Source organism: Rhodococcus sp. NPDC003318 (assembly GCF_042879035.1).
Lineage (GTDB): Bacteria > Actinomycetota > Actinomycetes > Mycobacteriales > Mycobacteriaceae > Rhodococcus_G.
On record NZ_JBIAOU010000002.1, the window covers coordinates 111,222 to 135,565 of the forward strand.

The 24,344-nt window shown below is 67.9% G+C and carries 24 protein-coding genes; 12 read left to right on the plus strand and 12 right to left on the minus strand.

The window, feature by feature from the left end:
* Positions 1–125 precede the first annotated feature (125 nt).
* From ACFYVR_RS05770 to ACFYVR_RS05795, 6 genes are all read left to right on the plus strand, one after another.
* Positions 126–2,273 (plus strand): acyl-CoA dehydrogenase, encoded by a 2,148-nt coding sequence (locus ACFYVR_RS05770; protein ID WP_387470593.1) that lies wholly within the window; start codon positions 126–128, stop codon positions 2,271–2,273.
* A gap of 73 nt (positions 2,274–2,346) precedes the next feature.
* On the plus strand, positions 2,347–3,447 hold the full coding sequence (locus tag ACFYVR_RS05775; RefSeq protein ID WP_387470595.1) for an acyl-CoA dehydrogenase family protein: 1,101 nt from the start codon (positions 2,347–2,349) through the stop codon (positions 3,445–3,447).
* Complete coding sequence (locus ACFYVR_RS05780; protein WP_387470597.1) at positions 3,432–4,580, plus strand: acyl-CoA dehydrogenase family protein; 1,149 nt, start codon at positions 3,432–3,434, stop codon at positions 4,578–4,580. Before ACFYVR_RS05775 ends, ACFYVR_RS05780 begins: the two co-directional genes overlap by 16 nt.
* Positions 4,577–5,611 (plus strand): bifunctional MaoC family dehydratase N-terminal/OB-fold nucleic acid binding domain-containing protein, encoded by a 1,035-nt coding sequence (locus ACFYVR_RS05785; protein ID WP_387470599.1) that lies wholly within the window; start codon positions 4,577–4,579, stop codon positions 5,609–5,611. The genes ACFYVR_RS05780 and ACFYVR_RS05785 overlap by 4 nt, the downstream gene beginning before the upstream one ends.
* Positions 5,608–6,018 carry a MaoC family dehydratase gene (locus ACFYVR_RS05790; RefSeq protein WP_387470601.1) on the plus strand — a complete coding sequence of 137 codons (411 nt, stop codon included), beginning with the start codon at positions 5,608–5,610 and terminating at the stop codon, positions 6,016–6,018. Before ACFYVR_RS05785 ends, ACFYVR_RS05790 begins: the two co-directional genes overlap by 4 nt.
* Positions 6,015–7,184, plus strand: a complete 1,170-nt coding sequence (locus ACFYVR_RS05795) for a lipid-transfer protein (RefSeq protein WP_387470603.1) — start codon at positions 6,015–6,017, stop codon at positions 7,182–7,184. The genes ACFYVR_RS05790 and ACFYVR_RS05795 overlap by 4 nt, the downstream gene beginning before the upstream one ends.
* Before the next feature lie 185 nt (positions 7,185–7,369).
* On the opposite strand, the gene ACFYVR_RS05800 is transcribed toward ACFYVR_RS05795, so the two are convergent.
* From ACFYVR_RS05800 to ACFYVR_RS05810, 3 genes are all read right to left on the minus strand, one after another.
* Positions 7,370–8,182, minus strand: a complete 813-nt coding sequence (locus ACFYVR_RS05800) for an ABC transporter permease (protein WP_387470605.1) — start codon at positions 8,180–8,182, stop codon at positions 7,370–7,372.
* Complete coding sequence (locus ACFYVR_RS05805; protein ID WP_387470607.1) at positions 8,172–9,107, minus strand: ABC transporter ATP-binding protein; 936 nt, start codon at positions 9,105–9,107, stop codon at positions 8,172–8,174. The genes ACFYVR_RS05800 and ACFYVR_RS05805 overlap by 11 nt, the downstream gene beginning before the upstream one ends.
* 65 nt (positions 9,108–9,172) lie before the next feature.
* Complete coding sequence (locus tag ACFYVR_RS05810) at positions 9,173–9,760, minus strand: TetR/AcrR family transcriptional regulator (protein WP_387470609.1); 588 nt, start codon at positions 9,758–9,760, stop codon at positions 9,173–9,175.
* 63 nt (positions 9,761–9,823) lie between these two features.
* Between ACFYVR_RS05810 and zapE the strand changes: the two genes are divergently transcribed.
* On the plus strand, positions 9,824–10,771 hold the full coding sequence (gene zapE, locus ACFYVR_RS05815; protein ID WP_387470611.1) for a cell division protein ZapE: 948 nt from the start codon (positions 9,824–9,826) through the stop codon (positions 10,769–10,771).
* A 2-nt stretch (positions 10,772–10,773) separates the two neighbouring features.
* On the opposite strand, the gene ACFYVR_RS05820 is transcribed toward zapE, so the two are convergent.
* Positions 10,774–11,295: a VOC family protein gene (locus ACFYVR_RS05820; RefSeq protein WP_387470613.1), complete on the minus strand. Its 522-nt coding sequence runs from the start codon at positions 11,293–11,295 to the stop codon at positions 10,774–10,776.
* Between the two features lie 83 nt (positions 11,296–11,378).
* Between ACFYVR_RS05820 and ACFYVR_RS05825 the strand changes: the two genes are divergently transcribed.
* Complete coding sequence (locus ACFYVR_RS05825; RefSeq protein WP_387470615.1) at positions 11,379–12,182, plus strand: helix-turn-helix domain-containing protein; 804 nt, start codon at positions 11,379–11,381, stop codon at positions 12,180–12,182.
* A gap of 91 nt (positions 12,183–12,273) precedes the next feature.
* Positions 12,274–13,110, plus strand: a complete 837-nt coding sequence (locus tag ACFYVR_RS05830) for a mycofactocin-coupled SDR family oxidoreductase (RefSeq protein WP_387470617.1) — start codon at positions 12,274–12,276, stop codon at positions 13,108–13,110.
* Positions 13,111–13,180: 70 nt separating this feature from the next.
* On the opposite strand, the gene ACFYVR_RS05835 is transcribed toward ACFYVR_RS05830, so the two are convergent.
* The 4 genes from ACFYVR_RS05835 to ACFYVR_RS05850 form a co-directional block, all read right to left on the minus strand.
* Entirely contained in the window at positions 13,181–14,602 is a 1,422-nt protein-coding gene (locus ACFYVR_RS05835; protein WP_387470619.1) for a FadR/GntR family transcriptional regulator, read from the minus strand.
* A gap of 180 nt (positions 14,603–14,782) precedes the next feature.
* Positions 14,783–15,634, minus strand: coding sequence for a VOC family protein (locus ACFYVR_RS05840; RefSeq protein WP_387470621.1), 852 nt, complete (start codon positions 15,632–15,634; stop codon positions 14,783–14,785).
* 71 nt (positions 15,635–15,705) lie between these two features.
* Complete coding sequence (locus tag ACFYVR_RS05845) at positions 15,706–17,139, minus strand: SRPBCC family protein (protein ID WP_387470623.1); 1,434 nt, start codon at positions 17,137–17,139, stop codon at positions 15,706–15,708.
* Positions 17,140–17,192: 53 nt separating this feature from the next.
* Positions 17,193–17,474 (minus strand): ferredoxin, encoded by a 282-nt coding sequence (locus ACFYVR_RS05850; protein ID WP_387470625.1) that lies wholly within the window; start codon positions 17,472–17,474, stop codon positions 17,193–17,195.
* 483 nt (positions 17,475–17,957) lie between these two features.
* Between ACFYVR_RS05850 and ACFYVR_RS05855 the strand changes: the two genes are divergently transcribed.
* Together ACFYVR_RS05855 and ACFYVR_RS05860 are read left to right on the plus strand one after the other, a co-directional pair.
* The gene (locus ACFYVR_RS05855; protein WP_387470627.1) at positions 17,958–18,941 is read left to right on the plus strand and encodes an NAD(P)/FAD-dependent oxidoreductase; all 984 of its coding nucleotides are present in this window, start codon (positions 17,958–17,960) and stop codon (positions 18,939–18,941) included.
* Between the two features lie 51 nt (positions 18,942–18,992).
* Entirely contained in the window at positions 18,993–19,502 is a 510-nt protein-coding gene (locus tag ACFYVR_RS05860) for a nuclear transport factor 2 family protein (protein ID WP_387470629.1), read from the plus strand.
* Positions 19,503–19,581: 79 nt separating this feature from the next.
* Here the strand turns inward: ACFYVR_RS05860 and ACFYVR_RS05865 are convergent, their stop codons facing one another.
* The 3 genes from ACFYVR_RS05865 to ACFYVR_RS05875 all read right to left on the minus strand — a co-directional run bounded on the left by ACFYVR_RS05865 (position 19,582) and on the right by ACFYVR_RS05875 (position 22,489).
* The gene (locus ACFYVR_RS05865) at positions 19,582–20,112 is read right to left on the minus strand and encodes a hypothetical protein (protein ID WP_387470631.1); all 531 of its coding nucleotides are present in this window, start codon (positions 20,110–20,112) and stop codon (positions 19,582–19,584) included.
* A 165-nt stretch (positions 20,113–20,277) separates the two neighbouring features.
* Complete coding sequence (locus ACFYVR_RS05870; protein WP_387470633.1) at positions 20,278–21,867, minus strand: FAD-dependent oxidoreductase; 1,590 nt, start codon at positions 21,865–21,867, stop codon at positions 20,278–20,280.
* Between the two features lie 52 nt (positions 21,868–21,919).
* Complete coding sequence (locus ACFYVR_RS05875; protein WP_387470635.1) at positions 21,920–22,489, minus strand: VOC family protein; 570 nt, start codon at positions 22,487–22,489, stop codon at positions 21,920–21,922.
* A 250-nt stretch (positions 22,490–22,739) separates the two neighbouring features.
* Here ACFYVR_RS05875 and ACFYVR_RS05880 point away from each other — a divergent pair, with 250 nt between their 5' ends.
* Complete coding sequence (locus ACFYVR_RS05880; RefSeq protein WP_387470637.1) at positions 22,740–23,273, plus strand: hypothetical protein; 534 nt, start codon at positions 22,740–22,742, stop codon at positions 23,271–23,273.
* 455 nt (positions 23,274–23,728) lie between these two features.
* On the opposite strand, the gene ACFYVR_RS05885 is transcribed toward ACFYVR_RS05880, so the two are convergent.
* The gene (locus tag ACFYVR_RS05885; protein WP_387470639.1) at positions 23,729–24,214 is read right to left on the minus strand and encodes a cupin domain-containing protein; all 486 of its coding nucleotides are present in this window, start codon (positions 24,212–24,214) and stop codon (positions 23,729–23,731) included.
* Positions 24,215–24,344 lie beyond the last annotated feature (130 nt).

A 24,344-nucleotide genomic window follows, 5' to 3' on the forward strand; every position in this document is an offset into this window, starting at 1 on the left:
ACGAACTTCCTTGAATCGGTTAGAGGATCCACGTGCGATCGGAGCCCGGTCTTGACTGAGAGCCGTCCAAGAGATTAGAACACGTTCTAGACGGTTTTGTCAGCACGGAGAGGGCGGCCAGGCTTGTGACAATTGCCACGACAGACGAGCAGCGTTCGGTCCAGGAGTCGATCCGCTCCTGGGCGCGCTCGGCGAATCCGATCGAGACGCTGCGTCACGGCCCGGAGGATTCGTGGCGGGCACACTGGCCGGCGCTCGCCGACCTCGGCCTGTTCATGGTCGCCCAGGGCGAGGAAGTCGGCGGCGCCGACGGCGAGGTCGTGGATCTCGCGGTGATGCTCGAGCAGGCCGCCGCGGCGTTGGCCGCCGGTCCGGTGCTGTCGACCGCGCTCGCCGCGCTGGTGGTCGGCCGCAGCGGTGAGGCCGCGGCCAAGCAGTGGGGTCCCGAACTCGCCGAGGGCGGGCTTCCGGTGGGTGTCGCGTTGGACGGTGAGACGACCGCGACGGACGGCGCCGACGGCACGCTCGTGCTGAGCGGGACCGCCGGATTCACGCTCGGCGGCGCACCCGGCCTAGGAGCTCTGCTGCCCGCCACTCTCGGCGGCGAGACGGTCTGGTGCCTGGTCGAGGCCGGCGCCGCAGGCCTGACGGTCGAGGCCGTCGAGAACGTCGACGTGACCGTGCCCCTCGCGACAGTGCGCTGCGACGGTGTCCGGGTCCCGGGCGACCGGGTGCTGTCCGGTGTCCGCCCCGGCCTGGTCCGCGATCTCGCCGCGACGCTGGCCGCCGCGGAGGCCGCCGGTGTCGCGGGCTGGTGCCTGACCACGGCGGTCGAGTACGCGAAGATCCGCGAGCAGTTCGGCAAGCCGATCGGCTCGTTCCAGGCTGTCAAACACCTGTGCGCCGAGATGCTGTGCCGGGTCGAGAAGATCCGTGCGGTGGCGTGGGACGCTGCGATGGCCGCCGAAACCGGCGACGAACTGCCGATCGCCGCGGCGGTGGCGGCCGCGGTGGCGTTCGACGCCGCGGTCGACACCGCGAAGGACTGCATCCAGGTGCTCGGTGGCGTCGGCTTCACGTGGGAGCACGACGCGCACTTCTACCTGCGGCGGGTGCTCTCGCTTCGGCAGCTGCTCGGGGGCAGTGCCGGGTGGCGGGCCAGGGTCGCGGAACTGACCCGCGCAGGCGAACGTCGGCACCTGACCGTCGATCTCGGGGAGCTCGAGGCGCAGCGGGCGTCGGTGCGCGCCGAGATCGACGCGATCGTCGCCCTGCCGGAGGCGCAGCGGCGGGTCGCGTTCGCCGAGTCGGGATACCTGGCGCCCCACTGGCCCGCCCCCTACGGCCGGTCCGCGAAGGCTGCCGAGCAGATCCTGATCGGGGAGGAGCTCGCTCGGGCCGGTCTCGAGGCCCCGAACCTGGTGATCGGCTGGTGGGCGGTGCCGACGATCCTCGAACACGGCACCCCCGACCAGATCGAACGTTTCGTGATGCCGACGCTGCGCGGTGACGTGGTCTGGTGCCAGCTGTTCTCGGAGCCGGGCGCCGGGTCCGACCTCGCCGCACTGCGCACCGCCGCCGAGAAGGTCGACGGCGGCTGGACCCTGAACGGACAGAAGGTGTGGACTTCGCTTGCGGCGGAGGCGGACTGGGCGATCTGCCTGGCCCGAACCGACCGGGACGCGCCGAAACACCGGGGCATCACCTACTTCCTCGTCGACATGCGCAGCGCCGGGATCCGCGTCTCCCCGCTGCGGGAGATCACCGGCGACGCCCTGTTCAACGAGGTGTTTCTCGACGGCGTCTTCGTTCCCGACGACTGCGTGGTCGGGCAGGTGAACGGCGGCTGGAAGCTGGCCCGCACCACCCTGGCGAACGAGCGGGTCGCGATGAGCGGAGGGTCGTCGCTCGGCAGGGCGATGGAGGATCTGCTCGACCTCGCCGCCGGCGGCGCCGACCCGGTGACCGAGGACCGGATCGGTTTCCTCGTCGGCGACGCGATGGTCGGGTCGTTGCTCGAGCACCGCACGACCCTGCGGCAGCTGGACGGGCAGGACCCCGGCCCCGAGTCGAGCGTGCGCAAGCTCGTGGGTGTGCGACATCGGCAGGCCGTCGCGGAGTTCGGGCTCGAGCTGGCGGGTGTCGGCGGCGCCGTCGAGGGTCCGCTGTCGAAGCAGTTCCTGAACACCCGCTGCCTGACCATCGCGGGCGGCACCGAGCAGATTCTGCTGACCCTCGCCGCCGAGCAACTCCTCGGGTTGCCGCGGTCCTGAGCGAAACCTGGTCGGGCCTCGACGAACCTGATACAACTTAGAACACGTTCTAACTCGTAGGCGGGATGTCAGCGTGGATTTCTCTCTCGATCAGACTCAGGAAACGGTGGCGGAGATCGTCGTCGGGCTGCTCGCGCGCGCGGCCGGCGATCCCGCCGACCCCAGCGGCGTCGACCCGGAACTGTGGGACGCGATGGCGAAGGCGGACCTGCTCTCGCTCGCCGTGCCGGAGCGGCTCGGCGGCGCCGGCCTCGGCCTTCCGGAGGTCGCGACGGTGCTCACCGAGATCGGACGCGGCGCCGCACCGGTGCCCGCGCTCGCCACCCTCGGATTCGGGCTCCTGCCGGTGCGGGCACTCGGCACCGCCGAACAGCAGGACGCGCTGCTCGGCGAGGTCGGGGCCGGCCGGGTGCTCACCGCCGCCCTGTGCGAACCGGGCGCGGCGTTCCCGGGATCACCGGCGACCACCGCCGTTCCCGACGGCGGTCACGTCGTCGTCACCGGGCTGAAGGTGGCGGTCCCGTTCGCGGACACCGCACATCGGATCCTGGTGCCGACCGACCGCGGTGTGGTGCTCGTCGACCCGAACGCGGACGGTGTGACCCTCGCGCGGATCTCGACCTCGTCGCACGGCCCCGAGTTCTCCGTGCACCTCGACGGCGTCCAGGTACCGGCCGCGGAGGTGCTGCCCGGCGGGGTGGACGCGGTCGCGACCCTGAACCGGATCGCGCTGGCGTCGATCGGTGCCTACGCGGACGGCCTGCTCGCCGGTGCGACCGCGCTCACGGCCGAACACCTGCGCACCCGTGAGCAGTTCGGCAAGCCCCTGGCGACCTTCCAGGCCGTCGCGCAGCAGATCGCCGACGCCTACGTCACCTCACGGACCCTGCACGTCGCCGCCCTCGCCTCGGTGTGGCGGGTCGCCGAAGGCCTCGATCCCGACAGCGGCATCGCCCTCGACTCGGCGGACGCTGATCTCGAGGTGCTGTCCTACTGGCTCGCCGCCGAGGTCCCCGCGGCGATGCGTACCCTGCACCACCTGCACGGCGGTCTGGGTGTCGACGTCACCTACCCGATGCACCGCTACTTCTCGATTGCCAAAGACCTGGCCCGCCTCGTCGGCGGCGCCTCGTCCCGACTCGACCTCGTGGGGGCCCGGTGTTCATCGATCTGACACCGCAGCAGCGTGAGCTGCAGGCGGAACTGCGCCGCTACTTCGCCAACCTGATCTCGCCGGAGGAGGCCGAGATCATGCTCACCGAGCGGCACGGCCCCACCTACCGCGAGGTGATCCGGCGGATGGGCAAGGACGGGTGGCTCGGCGTCGGTTGGCCGACCGAGTTCGGTGGCCGCGGTTTCGGTGAGATCGAACAGCAGATCTTCGTCAACGAGGCCGTGCGGGCGGACGTGCCGCTGCCGTCGGTGACGCTGCAGACCGTCGGTCCGACCCTGCAGGTGTACGGCACCGAGGAGCAGAAGCGAAAGTTCCTGCCCGCCATCCTCGCCGGCGAGGTGCACTTCGCGATCGGCTACTCCGAGCCGGAGGCCGGCACCGACCTGGCGGCGCTGCGCACCACTGCCGTTCGCGACGGCGACGACTACGTGATCAACGGGCAGAAGATCTTCACGACCGGCGGCCACGACGCCGACTACATCTGGCTCGCCGTTCGCACCGGCGCCGCCGACTCCCGGCACCGCGGCATCTCGATCCTGATCGTGGACACCAAGGATCCCGGTTTCACGTGGACCCCGATCATCACCGCCGACGGCGCCCATCACGTCAACGCCACCTACTACTCCGACATCCGCGTACCCGCGAGCATGCTGGTCGGCGAGGAGAACAAGGGTTGGAAGCTGATCACCACCCAGCTCAACCACGAGCGCGTCATGCTCGGACCGGCCGGCCGCGTCGCGGGCCTGTACGAGAAGGTGCACGACTGGGCGGCGAAGCGGGACCTGCTGTCGGAACCGGATGTTCGGCGTGGGCTCGGCGAGATCCACGCGACCTATCGACTCAACGAATTGCTCAACTGGCAGGTCGCCGCCGCGACCGGGGACGTCGACGTCGCCGATGCGTCCGCGACGAAGGTGTTCGCCACCGAGAGGATTCAGAGGGTCGGACGGATCGCCGACGAGATCGTCGGTGCGCACGGCGATCCCGGTGATCCCGAGACCGCCCACCTGATGCGGTGGCTGGACGTGCAGGTCAAACGCAACGTCGTCATCACCTTCGGCGGCGGCGTCAACGAGGTCATGCGGGAGCTGATCGCCATGGCCGGGCTCGGACTGCCGAAGGTGCCCCGATGACCGTGACGGAGAACGCTGTGAGCGACAAGGAAGCGTCGATCCTCGCTGCGGCGCAGCGGGTTCGCGACGGTGGTGCCAGCAAGCCGCGCAAGGGACGGGACCCGGTCAACATGCCGATGATCCGCAACTGGGTCGAGGCGATCGGAGACGAGAACCCCATCTACGTCGACGAGGACGCCGCCGTCGCCGCGGGCCACGGCGGCATCGTTGCGCCGCCCGCGATGGCGCAGGTGTGGACGATGCGCGGGCTCGGCGCGGTGCGCGAGGCGGACGATCCGCTCGCCCGGATGACCGACATCCTCGACGAGGCCGGGTACACCTCCGTGGTCGCGACCAACTGCGACCAGACCTACCACCGGTACGTGCGTCCCGGCGAGGAGGTGACGATCGAGTCGGTCCTCGAAGACGTTGTGGGACCGAAGAAGACGGGCCTGGGCGAGGGCTGGTTCTTCACCACCCGGAGCGTGTGGAAGGTGGCCCGGGAGGACGGCGAAGCGGAGGTCGTCGCCGAGATGCTGTTCCGGATCCTCAAGTTCGCGCCGCCCGCCAAGGCCGAGCCCGCCGCGGCGTCGTCGAGCCTCGGTGGGTCGCTCGACGACCTCGACTCCACCCGGATGCTGCGCCCGTCCGTCTCGCGGGACACCGACTTCTTCTGGGAGGGAGTGGCCGCGCACGAGTTGCGCATCCAGCAGCGTCCGGACGGGTCGCTCCAGCACCCGCCGGTGCCCGCGATCTGGAAGGACAAGGCCGAGACCGCCGACTACGTCGTGGCTTCGGGGCGGGGCACGGTGTTCAGCTACGTCGTGCACCACGCCCCGAAGGTGCCGGGACGTTCGCTGCCGTTCGTGGTCGCGCTCGTCGAACTCGACGAGGGCGTCCGCATGCTCGGTGAGCTGCGCGGCATCGATCCGTCCGAGGTGTCGATCGGGCAGCGGGTGCAGGTGGAGTTCCTCGACCTGCCCGGCGACGACGAGACCGACCAGCAGTCGTGGACGCTGTACGCGTGGCGTCCCGTGACGGAGCCCGCATGACCAGCACCCTCGAGGCGACGGTGGGGGAGAGCCTGCCGAGCCTGTCCATCCACGGCGACCCGACGTTCATCGTGTCGGCGGCGTTGGCCACCAGGGACTTCCAGGACGTCCACCACGACCGGGACAGGGCACAGCAGCGCGGATCGAAGGACATCTTCGTCAACATCCTCACCGACACCGGGCTGGTGCAGCGGTTCGTGACCGACTGGGCGGGACCGCGCGCGGTGATCAAGTCGATCGCGCTGCGCCTCGGTGTGCCGTGGTACGCCTACGACACCCTCACGCTCACCGGCTCGGTCACCTCCGTCGAGGACGGCCTCGTCACCCTCGCCGTCGTCGGCAAGAACAGCCTCGGTGACCACATCACGTCGACGGTCACCCTCGTGATGGACGGAACCTCGGCATGAGTGAATTGTCCGGCAAGGCCGCGATCGTCGGCATCGGTGCCACCGACTTCTCCAAGGACTCGGGCCGCAGCGAACTGCGCCTGGCGGCCGAGGCGGTCCGGGCCGCGCTCGACGACGCGGGCCTGACGCCCTCCGACGTCGACGGGCTCACGTCGTTCACGATGGACACCAACACCGAAGTGGCCGTGGCCCGTTCGGTGGGGATCCCGAGCCTGAAGTTCTTCTCCCGCATCCACTACGGCGGTGGTGCGGCCTGCGCGACCATCCAGCAGGCCGCGATGGCCGTGGCCACCGGCGTCGCCGACGTCGTCGTCGCGTACCGGGCGTTCAACGAACGGTCGGGAATGCGCTTCGGACAGGTCAATTCGGCGCTGGTGCAGCAGGTGAACTCGTCGGGCACGGACAACGCCTTCTCGTACCCGCATGGGCTGAGCACCCCGGCGTCGTTCGTCGCGATGATCGCGCAGCGGTACATGCACGTGTACGGGGCCACCAGCGCCGACTTCGGTGCGGTCGCCGTCGCCGACCGCACGCACGCCGCGACCAACCCGAACGCCTTCTTCTTCGGCAAGCCGATCACCCTCGAGGACCACCAGAACTCGCGGTGGATCGCGGAGCCGCTGCACCTGCTCGACTGCTGCCAGGAGACCGACGGCGGCATCGCGATCGTGGTGACATCCCCGGAGCGCGCGAAGGACCTGCCGAACACGCCGGCGATCATCGCGGCCGCCGCGCAGGGCAGCGGGGCGGACCAGTACATCATGACCAGCTACTACCGGGACGGCCTGAGCGGTCTGCCGGAGATGGGTCTGGTCGGCGACCAGTTGTGGGCGCAGTCGGGGTTGCGGCCGGAGGACATGCAGACCGCAGTCCTCTACGACCACTTCACCCCGTACGTGTTGATGCAGCTCGAGGAACTCGGCTTCTGCGGACGCGGTGAGGCGAAGGACTTCATCGCCGGCGGTGCGATCGAACTCGGTGGGCGGCTGCCGCTGAACACGCACGGCGGTCAGCTCGGTGAGGGCTACATCCACGGCATGAACGGCATCGCCGAGGGCGTGCGCCAGATCCGCGGCACTTCCGTGAACCAGGTGCCCGACGTGAGCAACGTCCTCGTCACCGCGGGCACCGGCGTCCCCACCTCGGGGCTGGTGCTCACGGCCTGAGGCCCCCGCCCGCTCCACCCTGCCTCTCCCCACCCGCCCCGCCCGCCCCGCCTCCGCCCTTCCTCCCTTCGGCTGAAGGCCGCCTTCGTGCGGTTCAAGGACATGAAGGTGGCCTTCAGCCGATGCGGGCGACCGGGGTGGGAAGCCCGAGGCGGCGGGAGCCCCGAGGCGGCGCCCGTCCAGCCTCAGTGCACGTCCAGACGCCGGAACGCGGCGACGGCGGCGGCGAGCAGGACCAGGGCCATGCCGAGGAGGACGGCGGCCCACCCGATCCGCAGTCCGTCCTCGAGCTGGTTGTCGCCGATGGCGTAGAAGAACGGGGAGGCGAACCGGAACGGATGCAACCAGTTCACCACCGGCGCGAGGGAGTTGAGCAGATACATCGCGGCGGCGACCGCCGCGGTGATCCCGACTGCCGCGCCGCGGCTTCCGGTCGCGGCGCCGATCGCCATCGCGAGCGCGCCGAACACCACCCCGAGCAGGATCACACCGATCGTGGTTCCGGTGAGTGCGCCGAGGCCCACCGTCAGCTCGAACCGACGTCCGACGAGAGCACACAGTGCGGTCACCACACAGACCGGGACGGCGAGCGCGGCCATCGCCGTGAACTTCTGCAGGACGACGGAGCGGCGGGACAGCGGCGCGGCGGCGAGCAGACCGAGGGTGCCGTCCTCGTTCTGCCCGGCCAGGCTCGCGCCGCCGTAGCCGACCGTCACCAACAGCACGACCAGGGGCAGGAAGTTGCTGTAGATGTTCGCGTTCAACCATCCGACCGGTGACGTGAGGGAACCGCTGATCCCGAACAGCGCGGCCATCGTCTCGCTGCTCGAGGCGAAGTCGTCGAGGCCCGTGTCGTCCTTGAACGTGGGGTAGAGGGCGATCACGACCAGTGCGTACAGGCCCATCCCGACCGTGTACCAGACCAGGGACCGTCGTCGCAGCAGCAGGTCGATCCCGGCCACCTGCAGTGATCCGGTCGTCGCGAGGTCAGCGCGCATCGGTCGGCGCCGCCTGGTCGGGGACGTGGTCGTCGCGATAGAAACCGAGGAACAGTTCGTCGAGATCCGCCCGTCTGGCCGAGACGTCGACGGCGCCGAGACGCCCCGCGGTCGAGAGCAGTTCGCTGACAGGGCCGGTCACGGACAGCGTCAGATGGCCGTCCTCACGGCCCCGCACCGCGACCCCGTCGAGCCGGTCGAAATCCGTCAGGTCGACGGGCCGGTCGAACCACAGCTCCACCGTCCGGGGTGCACTGCGCCGCAGGCCGTCGACGGTGTCGGTGACGATGATCCGGCCCTCCTTGATGATCGCGACTCGATCGGCGAGGCGCTGCACCTCGTCGAGATCGTGTGAGGACAGCAGAACCGTGCGCCCCTCGTCGACGGTGTCGCGGACGAGCCGGGCGAACTCGTCCTGCATCAGCGGATCGAGTCCCGACGTCGGCTCGTCCAGGACGAGCAGTTCGGGGCGGTGCATGAAGGCGAGCACGATCCCGAGCTTCTGCCGGTTGCCCTTCGACAGCGTCCGGACGGGCTGGTCGAGCTCGGCGCCGAACCGTCGTACGAGCTCGCCGCGGTAGGACCGGTCGGAGAGCCCGCGGATCCGGGCGAACCGGTCGAGGTGCTGGGCGCCGGTCAGTTTGGGGTAGAGCGCCAGCTCACCGGGCAGGTATCCGATGCGGCGGTTGATCTCGACCCCGTCGCGGGTGGGATCCCGGTCGAACACCCGCATCCGTCCGGATGTGGGCCGGTACAGCCCGAGGAGCAGGCGGATCGTCGTGGACTTGCCGGCGCCGTTGGGGCCGAGGAATCCGAACACCTCGCCGGGCGAGATCGTGAACGAGACGTCGGTGACGCCCCGCCGCGGCCCGAAGCGGCGGGTGAGTCGGTCGACCTCGACAATCGACGTCGTGGCGGAGTCCACACGTCGAGGGTAGAGCGGCGTCGCCGCCCGTGAGCGGTTTTGGTAGGCAGGGCAATCAAACTCGCTCACAGGCGCGCAGCGCCTCGCAGGAAGGTCTCGATCGTCGCCGACAGTGTCGCCACGCTGGCCGGTGTGCCTGGCGGTGGACCGGTGCGGGCGCCCACTGTGCGGTCGAAGACCACGCCCTCGCACAGCATCACCAGGCCGGCGGCGTTTCGTTCGGGATCGTCCGTGGCCAGCGTGCGCATCAGCGAGAGTGCGTCGGTGTGTGAGAAGAGGCTCGACGCGAGCGCGGTACGCATTTCGTCGTCGTGGGTGAACTCGGTGGCGAGGGCGAGCCGGGCTCGTACGTCTCGTTCGCGTTCCGCGATCAGCCGGTCCAGGTAATGGGCGATCGAACGAGCGGCTGCGGATGGTTCCACTACCGGGCCGCTGCCCATGCTGTCGAAACGGGTGCGGGAGCACGCAGTGAGGTGTGTGACCGCGGCTGTGAGGAGGTCCCTCCTGGTGCGGAAGTAGTACGACGTCGATCCCAGGGGGAGGTCGAGCCGTCGGTCCACGGCTCGGTGAGTCAGGGCACGGATGCCGTCGGACGCAATGACGTCGAGTGCGGTGTCCGCGATCAGCTCCCGACGGTCGGCCGCCACGGTCACGTTGTCTCCTCATCGATACCTCCGGCCTTGTTCGGATCGACTCTACATTTGTAGAGTCGATCCGTGCTCACCCCGGACGTCTTCGACACCGCTGCCCGGCGCGCCGGGTTCACCCTGGACGCCGACCAGCGGACCGCCGCAGGGGTTCTCGCCGAACTGGACCCGCGCGGCGGGCGCGGGATCTACCTGTGGGGTCGGGTCGGTCGGGGCAAGACCTGGATGGTCGACACCCTGCGCGGCGCCCTGCCGGAGGTGCGAACCCGCCGAGTTCACTTCCACGAGTTCTTCCGCCGACTGCACACGCTCGCGCACACGGACGGCGTCACCGGGGCACTGGACCGGATGCTCGAGGACTGTGACGTCCTGTTCTTCGACGAGTTCCACGTGCACGACGTCGCGGACGGCAGACTCCTCGCCCGGCTGCTCGACGCCCTCGACACCCGTGGCGTGACACTGGTCGTGACCTCGAACTATCCGCCGCACGGCCTCATGCCGAATCCCTTGTACCACGACGGATTCCTACCCACGATCGCTCGCCTGGAGCGCCGACTGGCGGTCCTCAACCTGACCGGTGCGCGGGACCACCGCCTCGGAACACTCTCCGGTGGGGCGGGATTCGCGTCCGGTGAGTACCGAACCGGCCCGTACGAGCTGCCGGACGGCGCAGCTGCGGTGACGCTGTCACCCTGTGGTCGACCGCTGCGGGCGCTGGCAGATCAGGGCGGCACGGTCTGGTTCGACTTCGCGGACCTCTGCGAGGTCCCCAGCGGTGCTGCCGACTACTTGGCACTCGCCGCCGACCGGCGATGCTGGATCGTCAGTGGTCTGCCCGCCATCGAGGACGCGTCGGAATTCGGTGTGCAGCGTTTCTGCACCCTCGTCGACGTACTTCACGATCGCGACGTCCCGCTCACCGTCATCGGCGCGGACTGGAGGACCGGCAGCCGGTTGGGCGTACCGGACGTCCGCAGGGCTGCGAGTCGCCTGTCCTTGCTCGCGTCGGTGAGTTGATGTCACTCCCCGGCGGGCGGAGCCTGTGTCGCAGCCCATTCCGCGACGCGGCGGGCGCTGTCCTCCTCGGACAGGTCCTCGACGCGGGTCATCACCGTCCAGCGCACGCCGAAGGGGTCGCGGATCGAGGCGAACCGGTCGCCGGAGACGAAGGTGGCGAGGGGCTCGCGGACGGTGGCCCCCGCCTGTTCGGCGCGTGCGACAACCTCGTCGGCGTCGGCGCAGTACAGGCCCATCGAGTAGCAGTCCGCGTCGCCCGCAGGGGCGGCGACGAGGCCGTAGTCGGGGTTCGGTTCACCGAGCTGGAGCCGTCCGTGCCCGAAGTCCAGGTCTGCGTGCACCACGGTGCCGCCGATGTCGGTGACGTCGACAACGCGGGCGCCGAACACGTCGCGGTAGAACTCGATGGCCTCTCGTGCGTTCGGGACGGCGAGGAACGGCGTCAGGCTGGTGGCACCGTGGGGAATGCCCGCGGTCGTGTGGGCTCCGGTGACGCCGTGTGCGGTGGTCGTGTCGTCGCTCATGACGACGACGCTAGGCCCGCGGCGTCGGTGATCGCTTGTAGATTCGCGACAGGAGGTCGACGACGAGGAGGCGGGCGGGAGCGATGACGGACGGCGACCGGCGCGGGGTGCTCTACCCGGTGCGCCTTCCCACGTTCCATCGCGAGCCGGCGCCGCCCGACCTCGCCGGCCTCGTCCGCTGGTTCTGGATCCCGGAGTGGGATCTGGGGGCCGGCCGGACGTCGCGCCAGGAGGTGCTGGCGTTCCCCGCGTCGAATCTCGTCGTCCAGCCGGCCGGGATCACCCTGTCGGGGCCGACGACCACACGGTCGCACCGCGACCTCACCGGACGCGGATGGGCGGTCGGAGCGCTGCTGCGACCCGCAGCGGTCGCGTCGTTGACGACCGACCCGCGGAGCGTTCGGGACCGCGAGATCGATGTCGAGGCAAGGGGACTGCTCGACCTCGTCCGTGCGGCGATGACGGAGGGCGATCCGGTGACCCGCAGGCAGCGGGCCACCGAGGGGTACGCGGCGTGGATCGCCGAACACATCGATCCGCCGGACCCGGACGGTGCGTTGGCGAACGACATGGAGGACCTCGTCGCCGCCGACCGATCCGTCACCCGCGTCGAACACGTCGCGAGGCACCTGGGCGTCTCCGTGCGGGGTGTACAGCGGCTCGCCCGGCGCTACGTCGGGGTCACGCCGCACGCGATGATCCGGCGGTACCGGCTCCAGGAGACCGCGCAGCGGCTGCGTGAGGATCCCGCGGTCACCGTCGGCGCAGTCGCGGTCGAGATGGGCTACTCGGACCAGGCCCATCTGTGTGCCGACTTCCGGTCCGTGCTCGGTTTCACCCCGACGACGTACCGCAGGCGCACGAGAGGTGACGACGCCGGTGAGTAGGCCGCGGGTACCGCTGATCGGGACGCGGCGACCGTCGAGTGCGCGGAACCGGTAGGGATGGCGGGAATGACGACGAGGCATGGAGGACTGCATGGGTGAATTCGACGGCAAGGTCGCGCTGGTCACCGGTGGGGCGCGCGGACAGGGACGTTCCCATGCGGTCGCGTTCGCGGAGCAGGGTGCCGACGTGGTGATCTGTGACCGGTGCGCGGACTCCCCGGCAGTGTTCTACCCGCTCGCCACCGAGGACGATCTCGCCGAGACCGCGCGGCTGGTCGAGGCAACCGGCCGCCGCTGCATCGCGGTCCGGGCCGACACCGCCGACCGGGACGCGATGGATGCCCTCGTCGCTCGCGCGGAAGCGGACTTCGGTCGCGTCGACATTGCCGTCGCCAACGCCGGGGTCTCGGTGGCCGCGCCGGTGCAGTCGATGACGCCGGGGCAGTGGGACGAGGCCATCGCCAGCAATCTGACCGGAGTCTTCAACACCGTCGGTGCCGTCGCGCCCGGCATGATCGAGCGAGGATACGGCCGGATCGTGACGATCTCGTCGATGCTCGGTCGGGCCGGCAACACCAACATGGCCGCCTACGCCGCGTCGAAGTGGGGTGTTATCGGCTTGACGAAGAGCGCCGCGCTCGACCTCGCGGACCACGGAATCACGGTCAACGCCATTGCGCCGGGCAACATCTCGACGCCGATGATTCACAACGACGCGCTGTACTCCATGATGCGACCCGACCTGGACGCGCCGACCGCCGAGGATGTCGCACCGGTGTTCGCGTCGTTGCACGCGCAGCCGGTGCCGTGGCTCGAGCCGGCGGAGATCACGCGAGCGGTACTGTTCCTCGCCGCGGAGGCGAGTGCGCACATCAGCGGGACCGTGTTGCCGATCGACGCCGGGAACGCCGCCCGTGTGACGGGGTGACCCTGCCGTCGACTCGGGCGCACTCAGGATGTCGAAGGAATCCTGTTGTGCGGCAATATTTCAGCGAGGGTCACAAGCCCACATGGGCGCGGAGGTGTCGCCGCATGCGATGACGGGCGAGCACCTCGTCGCCGGCGACCATCGCGTCGACGATCGCGTCGAGCTCCTTCTGCACGTCGGGTTCCCCTGCTTCCGGACGGCAGGATTCGACATGGCTTGGCTCGCTACCGAACTCGTCCCACAGTACGGCGAGGATGGACCGCAGCAGCATCAGGACACCGTCGCCGGTCAGCATCTCGATTCGATCGCGAAGGCCGACGCTGCACCGGCACAGCGTCGCAGAACCGCCGCCCGGTCGATCGGTCGTCAGATCTGCCCGGTCGACGGTGCCGGCCCGCATGACCACCGTGAGGCAACCCAGTTCGATCACGTCGCGCACAGCACGCAGGTGCTCGGCCGTCACTCCGCGGAATCCCAGGTACAGCACGACCATTCGGATACTCGATGTCGGGTCGGGCTCGAGGACGACGAGTCCGCCGCCCTGGCCGCGGCGCATGCGAGCCACGCTGTAGTGCTCGAGAATGCGAACCGCCTCGCGGAAGATGGAGCGGCTCACTCCGTACCGCGTAACGAAGTCGGCTTCCGTCCCCAGGACCTCGCCGACGTTCCTGCTCTCGGCGACGATGTCGTCGTGGATGCGGCCTGCCAGGGATTCGGCCAGCTTCCCGCTCGGCCTCTCGTCGGGGTCGGGGTCCGTCGGCCTGGTCGCCGTCCGGTCTCCCGGAACGGGGTCGACGAACCGGCTCAACCACGCGGCGATCTCGCCCAGGTCCTCGGACAGTTCGTTCTGTGCTCGGCTGACGTCGCCGGCAACCACGGCGTCGGTGATCGCCTGGTGTCGTCTCTGCGGCTCCTCGAGGTGCGCCCGGTCGGCGTCGGGGGAAAGCTGGAGGGCACGGTGGGTGTATGTCGCGGTCAACCTGGTCAGGATCTCGACGAACAGCTCGAGCGCGGGGTTCCCGGTGAGACGGCCCATCTCGAGGTGAAAGGTGTCGAGATGGCCGCGGTGCGGCTTCGACGCCACCGATCTCAGCTCGCGAATTCCGCGTTCGGTCAGCGAATCCGAAACCGTGGAGACGGCGGTTGGTTCCACGATCGAACGGGCGCGGACGAGTTGCTCCACGCTGACGCCGATGTACTCCAGGTAGATGACGAGAGCGCGAATGGCCGACCTCGGGTCGGGTGACGAGACGACGAGTCCACCGCCGGGACCCTGGCGCATGTGCGCCACTCGATGCAGTTCGAGTAGGCGGACCGCTTCACGCAGGATCGACCGGGACACCCCGAACTGCTCGCGTAGCGCCGTTTCGGAGCCGAGGACCTCACCGATCGGCCAGTGTCGCTCGATGATCTCGTGTTCGATGCGCCGCGCAACCTGGACGGCGAGCTTTTCGGGTGCAACCGCGGTCGGGTCCCCGTCCAGAAGTCGCATCTGCCAGGAACTCCTATCCTCCGTGGATTCGAGCGTGTACGTCGCGCGGTTCGATGACAGGGCCCGCGCCGCTCGAAGCGGATTTGCACGCGCGTAGCTTACTCGTACTCGCCGGAGAATGGGTATTCCCCGGCGAGCGGGAGCTGCCCCCGACGTGCAGTCGTCGGGGGCAGCTGGTGCTCACTGCGGCGGCGGGGTGAAGCGGTGGCCCCACAGGGCGCCGTCGGTGATGTTGTAGGTCGGCACCTCTTCGGTGACCTGCAATCCGTCCCAACCGAACTCGAACGCGTACGTGTCCGGGGAGTACACGTAGAACGACACCATCTTGTCGTTGGTGTGCTTGCCCAGGGTGTGCATCATGGGCAGTTCCATGTTGTACGCGCGGTCGAGTGCGAGCCCGACGTCGTCGAGGGTCGCCGCCTCGACCATGAGGTGGACGAGCCGACCCGGGCCCGGCCTCGGTGCGATGCCGAAACTGTGGTGCCGCGCGTTGCAGCCCATGAAATAGGTCGGTCCGGCCGTGTTCCGCTCGACGAATCCGAGAATCCGGTTGTAGAAGTCGAAGGTTTTCTCGACGTCCTCGGCGGTGACGATCACGTGACCCAGCCCCATGTCGCCGGTGACGAACTTCGACACCAGCGGTGTGCGCACCGGCACGTGATCGAGGATCGGTCCGTAGAACAGCTCGACCGGGTTTCCGCCGGGATCGGCGAAGCGGACGAATCCGGTCACCCGTCGTTCCTTGCACTCCTCCGCGGAGCCGGCGGACACCTCGATGCCTTCCGCCGTGACGGCGCGCACGAGCTGGTCGAGCTCACGCCGGTTCATCACCTCGAACCCGACCGCCCCACAGGACGACTCCTCGGCGGGAGTCACCACCAGGCGGGCGGGGTAGTGGTCCATGCGGAAGTACAGGGAGTCCGGGTCGGCGCCGTCGACGCGCATGAGGCCGGCGAACTCCTCGCCGAACCGCCTCCACGCGTCGATGTCCGACGAGTTCAGCCTGACATAGCCAAGGGAATGAACCCCCATGGTCAACTCCAATCGAGTGCTGTGAGCACAGTCGTCCTCACGAATCCGCTACCGGACCGCAGGAATCCGGTTCAGTCGCCCCAGATGTACCGGTCGGCGACCCGGTGGTGGTTCCAGATCGTCATTTCCTGCTCTTCGCTGAGCCGGTGACCGTCGAAGCTCGGCGAGTGCATGCCGACGGTGACTTCCTTCATGTTCGCGAAGTCCTGGGAGAAGACCTGGCCCATGTCGGCATCGCGGTAGTCGTCGAAGTACTGCGGCTCGAACTCGCGCTTCTTGTCGTAGTCGGCGACCGGGATCTGATCGAGGCTGAAGACCTCGAACAGGGCCTTGTTCGGGTCGTTGTCGATCGGCCGCGAGCGGTACCAGAACACCGAACCCTGGCCGGGCAGGATGATGCTGTTCGGGAACACGTTCCACGCGCTGCCGGCTTCGGTCCACTGCTCGGGGGTGATGACCGGCCAGTCGTAGCCCTCGGCGAGGGACTGCTCCCGGTACATCTGCAGGAAGTACTTGCCCGCCGACATGCCGTCGGGAACCTCGGCCGTCTTCAGCTTCTCGGCCACGCGCCAGCTGCGCTCGTTCTCCAGGCCGCGCATGTCCTCGTGGAGGTACTGCACCGCATTCGCGACGGTCAGTCGCTCGTCGGACTTGCCGTCGGTGCTGCGCCTCGACGGATCCTTGCCGGCGTCCTTCGAGGCCGTCGACTTGGGGCCGAGCGCGGAGTAGTGAGCGTGCCGTTCGTACACCGTCGTCGGTGCCCACGGGCGAAGGTCGAGTTCCCGCAGCGAGGCGATCTTGTCGTTGGTGCGCTCGAGGCGGAAGAGCTGGGGGTGGGTGCCGGCGACGTGGTAGGCCTCGAGGAAGGCGTCCAGTGCCGTCTTCCAGTTGCACGGCACGACGACGCCCTTGCCCCAACGGAACCGGTAGTTCTGGAGCTGGAACGGGGCGAAGATCCGCGCGATCGGGTCGAGGTACTCGAGCAGCGGCTGGGCGTTGGGGTCCATGTTGATGAAGACGAACCCGGCCCACTCCTCGGTGCGAACCCGGACCAGACCCAGGTCGTCGTCCGAGCGGGGAACGAACTCCTCACGATCGAGCACCAGACGGATCGAGCCGTCCAGGTTCCAGCGCCAGCCGTGGAACGGGCAGATCAGCGACCCGACGCGACCGCGACCGCGCGCCAGGCGCGTGCCCCGGTGGCGGCAGGCGTTGTGGTAGGCCCGGATCTCCGTCTTCGACTCGCGGACGACCAGGATCGAGTACTTGCCGACCTCGTACTCGACGAAGCAGCCGACGTCGGGAAGCTCCTCGACCCGGCAGGCGATCTGCCAGGTCTTCGTGAACATCTTGCCGAGTTCGAGGTCCAGGAACTCCTGGTCGAGGAAGCGACCCTTCGGGATGAAAGCCCGTTCCAGACGGTACTTCTCGGGTACCTGCTCCGGAGGGATGTCGCCTTCGAACCAGATGGGCCTGTTGATCCGCGGATCTTCAACGGCTGTCATTGCAAACCACACTCCTGTAACTGGCGCTCAATCGTGCGTTGTGCACGCGAAAACTAGCTGGCGTTCGGACCGGCAATCTCGACGCCGTCGGAGACCCGGGCGACGTGGATGCAGTTTCCGGGGCATCCGTCGGCGGCGTCGATGACATCGATGCGCAGGCTCTCCGGCACGTTGGCGGACGCCCCTTCCGCGGTCAGCAGCGGACCGGCCGGGTCGTTCTTGACGTGCGCGACGCCGGCGTCGTCGAACTCGAAGATGTCGGGCGCGTACTGGACGCAGAGGCCGTCTCCCGTGCAAAGATCGTGTTCGATCCACACCTTGACTTCGTCACTCATGAGAACTGCCTTTCTTGTCCACGAACGTGATGGACTTCGTTGACCGGACGGTGCTCTACGGCGTGCGAAGCGCAACGGCTGAGCGGTCCCGGAAACCCCTGTCGGGCGCTGTGAGTCACCGCCATGCTGCGATCCGGCGGTGTCCGCGATCCTGTGTGAAAACCACTCTCCATCAGTGGTTTCACATTGTCCATCTCGCATTCCATCAAACGGGATCGGCGCTGCGAATCCGGCTGGGCCGCGATTTAGGCTGATGGCAGTCACCGGTTTGTCGGCCTTCGGAAAGGACACAATGTCACTTCCCGCGTCGACGTCCGGCGGAGAGCCCTGCCTCGGCCGCACTGTGCACAGTGGCGCTCGTCGACCGAAGTCGTGCCGCGTGTAGCCGGACTGCAGAACGACAAGCTCGGAATTTCCACCTGCGGGTGTGCCGGTCGATCGGTCGGTGCCCCGCGCATCGTTTGACACACTCAGGAGGTCGGCATGGCCGAGACCGTTACCACAGACATCCTCATCGTCGGCGCAGGTCCTGTCGGACTGTTCGGTGCGTACACCGCGGGCTTCCGCGGCCTGTCCACCGTGCTCGTCGACGCGCTGCCGCAGTGCGGCGGACAGATCGCGGCGCTGTACCCGGAGAAGGAGATCCGCGACATCGCGGCCGTGCCGGGCGCGCTCGGCAGGGAGGTGGTCGCCGCGCTGAAGGCGCAGGCAGACGCGTTCGACCCGACCTACCTGCTGGGACGCCAGGCGGTCACCCTGGAGTACTCGTCCGAGGGTCGACCGGTGGTCACCCTCTCCGACGGTACGGTCGTCGACGCCGGGGCTGTGATCGTCACCGCCGGAATCGGCACCTTCACCCCCCGCACGCTCCCGGCCGGCGAGGAGTTCCTCGATCGCGGTCTGAGCTACTTCGTCCCGGATCCGCAGGAGCACTTCGACCGCGACGTTCTGGTCGTGGGTGGCGGCGACAGTGCCGTGGACTGGGCGCTCGCGCTACGGAAGATCGCTCGTTCGGTGACGCTGGTCCATCGGCGCAGTGCGTTCCGCGCCCACGCCGCGAGCGTTCAGGAACTGCACGACAGCGGTATCGAGATCATCACCGATGCTCAGGTCGACTCGCTGCACGGTGGCGAGACCGTCGAGAAGGCCCACATCGTGATCGACGGCCAGGAGGAACCACGGATCATCGCGGTCGATGCAGTGGTCGCCGCGCTCGGGTTCATCAGCAACCTCGGACCGCTGACCGAATGGGGCATGGAGCTCGACCGCCGCACCATCGTCGTCGACAGCCGCATGCAGACCACTGCCGCACACGTCTACGCCGCCGGCGACATCACCTCGTACACCGGGAAGGTCCGGCTCATGTCCGTCGGCTTCGGTGAGGTCGCCACTGCCGTCAACAACGCGGCCGTCGCCCTGGACCCCGAGCTCTCGCTCTTCCCCGGACACTCGACCGACGCTGCCTGATCTTCACCTGCGCTTCCTTGCTTTCCGTCCGACAGAATGAGAGCTGACACAATGAACACCGAATCGCGTGTCGTCGCCGAGCTGGTGGCCCGACAGCAGATCACCGAGGTCCTCCACTCGTACTGCCGTGGACTCGATCGAATGGATCGACCGTTGGCCGATCGTGTGTGGCACTCCGACGGAACGGCCGACTACGGCCCCGGATACCGGGGAACCGGCTCCGGGTTCCTCGATTTCGTGTGGGACTTCCACCTGAAGCTGGAGAAGCACTCGCACATGGTGAGCAACACGATCATCTCGGTCGACGTGAGCGCTGGTACCGCGACGAGTGAAACGTACGTCTCGGTGTGGCTGAGGTCGGCACCCTCGAACGGCACGGTCATCGACAAGCACCACCGGGGTCGATACCTCGACAGGTGGTCCTTCCGCGACGACCGGTGGGCGATCGACCACCGGATCTACGTCGGTGACCTGATGCACGAGACGTCGAATCCGGCGGGGCCCGAGACGTGGGGGCGCCGGGACACCGAGGACCTGAGCTACCAGGTTCTCGGCAACTGACGGCGCGCCGTCCGTGAAGACACCGATGCCCCCGAAGGCCAGGCCTTCGGGGGCATCGTCGCGCGCGGGCGCCGGCGGATCACGAGTTCGCTGACGCGTCCCAGCGGTTGTAGCCGTTCTCCGCGATGGCCTTTCGCAGGGCCTGCGAGTTGTAGGTGAACGACTCGACGGGATCGAACTCGATCACCACGCGACCGGGCGAATCGAGCAGTGCCAACTGCTGGTTCAGAGCTTCTTCGTCGGTGCCCTTGCCGACCCGCTTCAGGAACAGCGGGAGAAGCCAACGGACCAGATCCCGATCGCCGTCGTGAACGGTCGCCAACGTCTTGGTCGTGACCATGCACCCGTACATCTCGGTTCCGAAACCGGACACGGTGACGCAGGTCTGTGGACGGGTCCGAAAGGCCTGGACCCGCTTTCGGTTGGTCGTGGCATGTACCCAGAACTTGCCTCCCGACCACACGAACGAATGCGGCATCGCCACCGGCCATCCGGCCTTGTTCGTCCATGAGATCGTGCACTCGTCCTGCAGTTCGAACAGTCTCTCGCGCTCGCTCTCGGAGAGCTTGTAGCGTGACAGGTCCTCGAGGTTGTCCATCTTCGTCTCCATGCCGGTTGATGCTATTCGGGTCACATGTCGTGCAATGCTTGTCGATTCCGCTGGTCGGAACGGGCTTCTCGTCGCATCCCGCCCGTGATTCGACGAAATACGCCGAGACTCCCCGTGGATTGAAATCTACGGGGAGCCCGGCATTTTCGGGGACGAGCTGTCGGATCAGGCGTTCTGGTCCGCCATGTCCAGCGCGGCCAGGTACGAGAAGACCATCGACGATCCGACCGGGCCACCCGCACCGGGGTAGATCCGACCGGTCATCGGCGCCATCGTGTTACCCGAGGCGTAGAGGCCGGCGATGACCGAGCCGTCCTCCTTCAGAACACGGGAGTGGTCGTCGGTCTTGAGACCGCCCTTCGTCCCGAGGTCCGACAGCACGATCTGCGCGGCGTAGTACGGCGGCTTGCTGATCACGCCGAGGCACGGGTTAGGTCCGTCCTCGTGGGCTCCACACATGGGAACGATGATCTTGTCCCACGGTGCGTCGCCGCGGCCGAACTCCTCGTCCTTGCCGCTGAGCGCGTACTCGTTGAACTTCTCGATGCTCGCGACGAGCGCCTCGGCGGGGACGCCGATCTTCTCGGCGAGTTCCTCGAGGGTGTCGGCCTTCTGCAGGAGGCCGGCTGCGAGGAACCTGTCGGCATCGAACCAGCCCGGGGACTGCGGGGCCACCGGCGGCGAGGCGAACGCCCGCTCGTTGTCGAACTGCTTCTGGTCGAACACCCAGTGGACCGGGATGTGCGAGACGTCCGAGTTCTGCTGGGCACGAAGGATTTCGTGACCGGACCGGTCGTACGGCAACCGCTCGTTCATGAACCGCTCGCCGGCGTCGTTCACCCAGATCCCGCTCCACACCGAGGTGTAGAACACCGGACGCTCGTCGGGAATCACGAGACCCGGAGCGAACCACGCCTCCTCGAGCAGATCCGTCGCGGCACCGATATCCATGCCGGCGACCAGGGCGTCACCGGTGTTGCCGGGCGCACCCTGCGACCATTCGCCGGTCACCTCCGGCTGGTACTTCTGGCGCAGTTCGAGGTTGCGCTCGTAGCCACCGGCCGCGAGCAGCACACCGCGACGTGCCCGCAGCACGATCGACTCGCCCTCCGACGTCGCCTCGACCCCCGCGACCCGACCGTCCTCGACGGCGAGCCGCGTCAACGGCGTGTTCGTCCGAATCTCGCCGTTGCCGGTCTCGACGAACGCGAGCAGCAGCCGCGCGATCAGCGCCTGCCCACCGGTCATCACATCGCCCGGATGCGCACCGGACCTCTCCGCCCACTGCGGGCGACGCACCAGCGGTTCGAGGTTCCCGAGCTCCGATCGATCCAGGGGCTGCGGGAAGATCGTGCGCCCACCGGGCAGGCTGTTCGGGGCGTTCTCGAAGTAGTCCGGCACGCCCTGCCAGTAGAACTGCCCGAGCCACGAGTGGCTCTCGAGCTCGTCGATCATCGGGGCACCGGTCTGCAGGAAGATCTCCCGCAGCGCCGACGGTGCGTCGTCGCCGACGATGGCGTCGAGGTACGGCCGGGCCTCGTCCGGTCCCGAGTCCACCCCGGCACGGAGTTCGGCGGCGTTGCCCGGCAACCACAGTCCCGAACCCGAGTAGGCGGTTGTGCCGCCGATGAACTCGGTCTTCTCGATGACCAGCGTCCGGAGACCGCGTGACGCGGCGGCGAGTGCACCCACCAGCCCCGCGCCCGAACCGACGACGATGACGTCGTAGACGTCGCCTGCCTCATTAGTCTGCAATTTCAACCCTTTCAGTGCGTCCCGGAAAACACGTCACGATCTGTCGACGGCCTCAGTTGACCGCGTTGGAAGCCGCTTCCAGCTTCGTGAACGTCTCTGCGCTCGCCTCGTCGAGCTCCATCACCTCGATGAAGTGTCCGAGTTCCGCAGTCAGATCCAGGTATCCGAACCGGATGCCACCGGTCACGCCGTACTGCGCCCACGTGCGTCCGCTCGCCTCGACGAGCGCCGTGGCCTCGTCGAAGTCGTCGATTCGGAACCCGGCGTGGTGGAACGTTGCCGGAGCGTCGTCACGCACCGCACGGCGATAGAGGTCCACCGAACCGCTCACCGGTCGGATGATCTCGATGTTGGTGGGGCCGGCGTTGACCAGCGCCACGTCGATCACCCACTCGTCGGCCACCGCTCCGTCGACGACGACGAACGGACCCTCGAGATCGGCAGGATTCGTGAGCGATGTGCGGGTGCTCTCGTGGAGCGTACGGCCCAGCGTCGACCGGTAGTGCCTGACGCACTGGACGGTCCCGAGCGTCGACTCCAGGAAATTCGCCGCGGTGTCGATGTCGCCGGCCACGTACCCCAGCTGAATGCAGTTCCGCATCAGGTCACTCAACGACTTCATTTCGAATCCTCGCTTCGATTTCGACTTCGTGGCATCAAGTGGATCCCTCGCCGACGCGTGAGTAGGTCGCCGATGTCCACATCCTGTTTCACTGTTGCTTCGTCGATCGCCCCCGTCCACTGCTCATACCGTCAGACGGAACCTGGTTCGAGATTCCGCGACAAACCCGGCGGACCCTCCCCGGCCCCTGTCTGTCGCGACCGACGGCCGTGTGTTGACTTGCCCTGCGCGATGGCGACACGATGGTGGCATGAACACTCCGGAGGCCATGTCGGCCGGACGGCCGGATACCGGTGCGGGTTATACCGACTTCGGGGCTGCCCCGCGAGCGACGACACCGCGGTCGGACGCCGAGCGCATCGACCACATCCTGATCACGATGCGTCGAACCCTCGCACAGTTGGAGGGCATCGGGCCGGTGGACCTCGAGCTTCTCGAGGTGAACCCGACCGCCGGCCTGGTGATCGAGCGAGTGCTCGCCAATCTCGGGGACATGGCGTTCGACATCAACTGTCACGTCTCCCGGGCGATGTCCGGTACCGCACCGGAGACCTTCGCCGAATCATGTGAGGCTGCGGTAGAATTCGGTCTCATCGACGCGGAACTCGCGTCGGCACTGATGCCTGCCGAAGGGCCGTACCACGTGGCCATGCAGCTGTATCTGGACCGCGAACCCGTCAAGGTCGAGGCCGTCGTCGGCGACGCACTGTCCGCCTTCCAGGAGTTCGAACGGCGCGCACAGCAGTGGAGGCGCGACCGCGCCGAGGGCGCCACCGGGACCTGACCGAGGATCCACCCGCCACCACGAAACGACTGTGCCCGGTGAGTCCCATTCTCTCGCAGGCGCTCACTGGGCACAGTGGCTCGTGGTGTCGGTGCTCCACGTCGCGGAGCAGGTATGCCAGGACGATGTTCTCGAACTCGTTCTTGCGCTCGATCATGTTGCCGCCGCGGCACCGTGGCGCACCTGCATGCCGGTCCCTCGGGAGGCGACGGTCTGTACACCGGGGTGCCGATGCCGCCGATCGTGACCAACCGACTGACCCGCTCCGGGGTGTCCGGTCACGAGGCGGGCAGCGATGTTGCCGCCCAGGGAGTTTCCGACGACCGGAACGCGGTCCGGTAAAGACCGTCGAGGAGGAGCAGGGGACCGTCTCTCGCCTCGTGGTAGTGCAGCACACCTTTTCCGTCTCGAGGGTGCGCCGGGTTCCGTCGTGGGTCAGTCCTGCAGCGTCGTGGTCACTGGTCGTCTCCGTTGCGTTCGGCCCAGCCGTAGTTGTGCCAGTAGGTTTCCAGCTCGGTCACCGGCCTCGGCCACGTTTCGATGTAGGTGACGCCCTCGCTGCCCGCGGTCATGGTGTACGCAGTTCCGGCCCGGCTCACGAAGACCTGGCCGGCACGCACGACGACCGTCTCGGGCTCCTCGTTGTCGTAGTGCTCGATGTGGTACTCGCCCTCGAGCACGAACAACATCTCGTCCACGTTGTGATGATGGCGAGGAACCGTGAATCCCGGAGTCACGCGCAGCGGATTGCGGTTGAAGCGAGGCATGTCGATGGGCTTGGTGGTGACGAACATGTGGCCGTCGAAGGTTGCGCGGAAGTCCACCGGCGCATCCGCGAGCAGTCCGCCTTCGTTCCAGTAATAGCTCGGGTTGGTCTGCTGGTCGAGACTCATTGGTGCCCAATCGAAGTCGTCGAGAAGATCGCCGAATACGAGTGTCATCACCTCAGCGTAGTAGAGGTGTCGTGGCATGTCTCGAGTCGGTTCCGCTCGATGGAATGTAGTGCGGGGCAGTGACTTCGGTTCCGTTGGATGGAACCATCCGGTGGCTGATCGATGGTCGGCGTTGCAT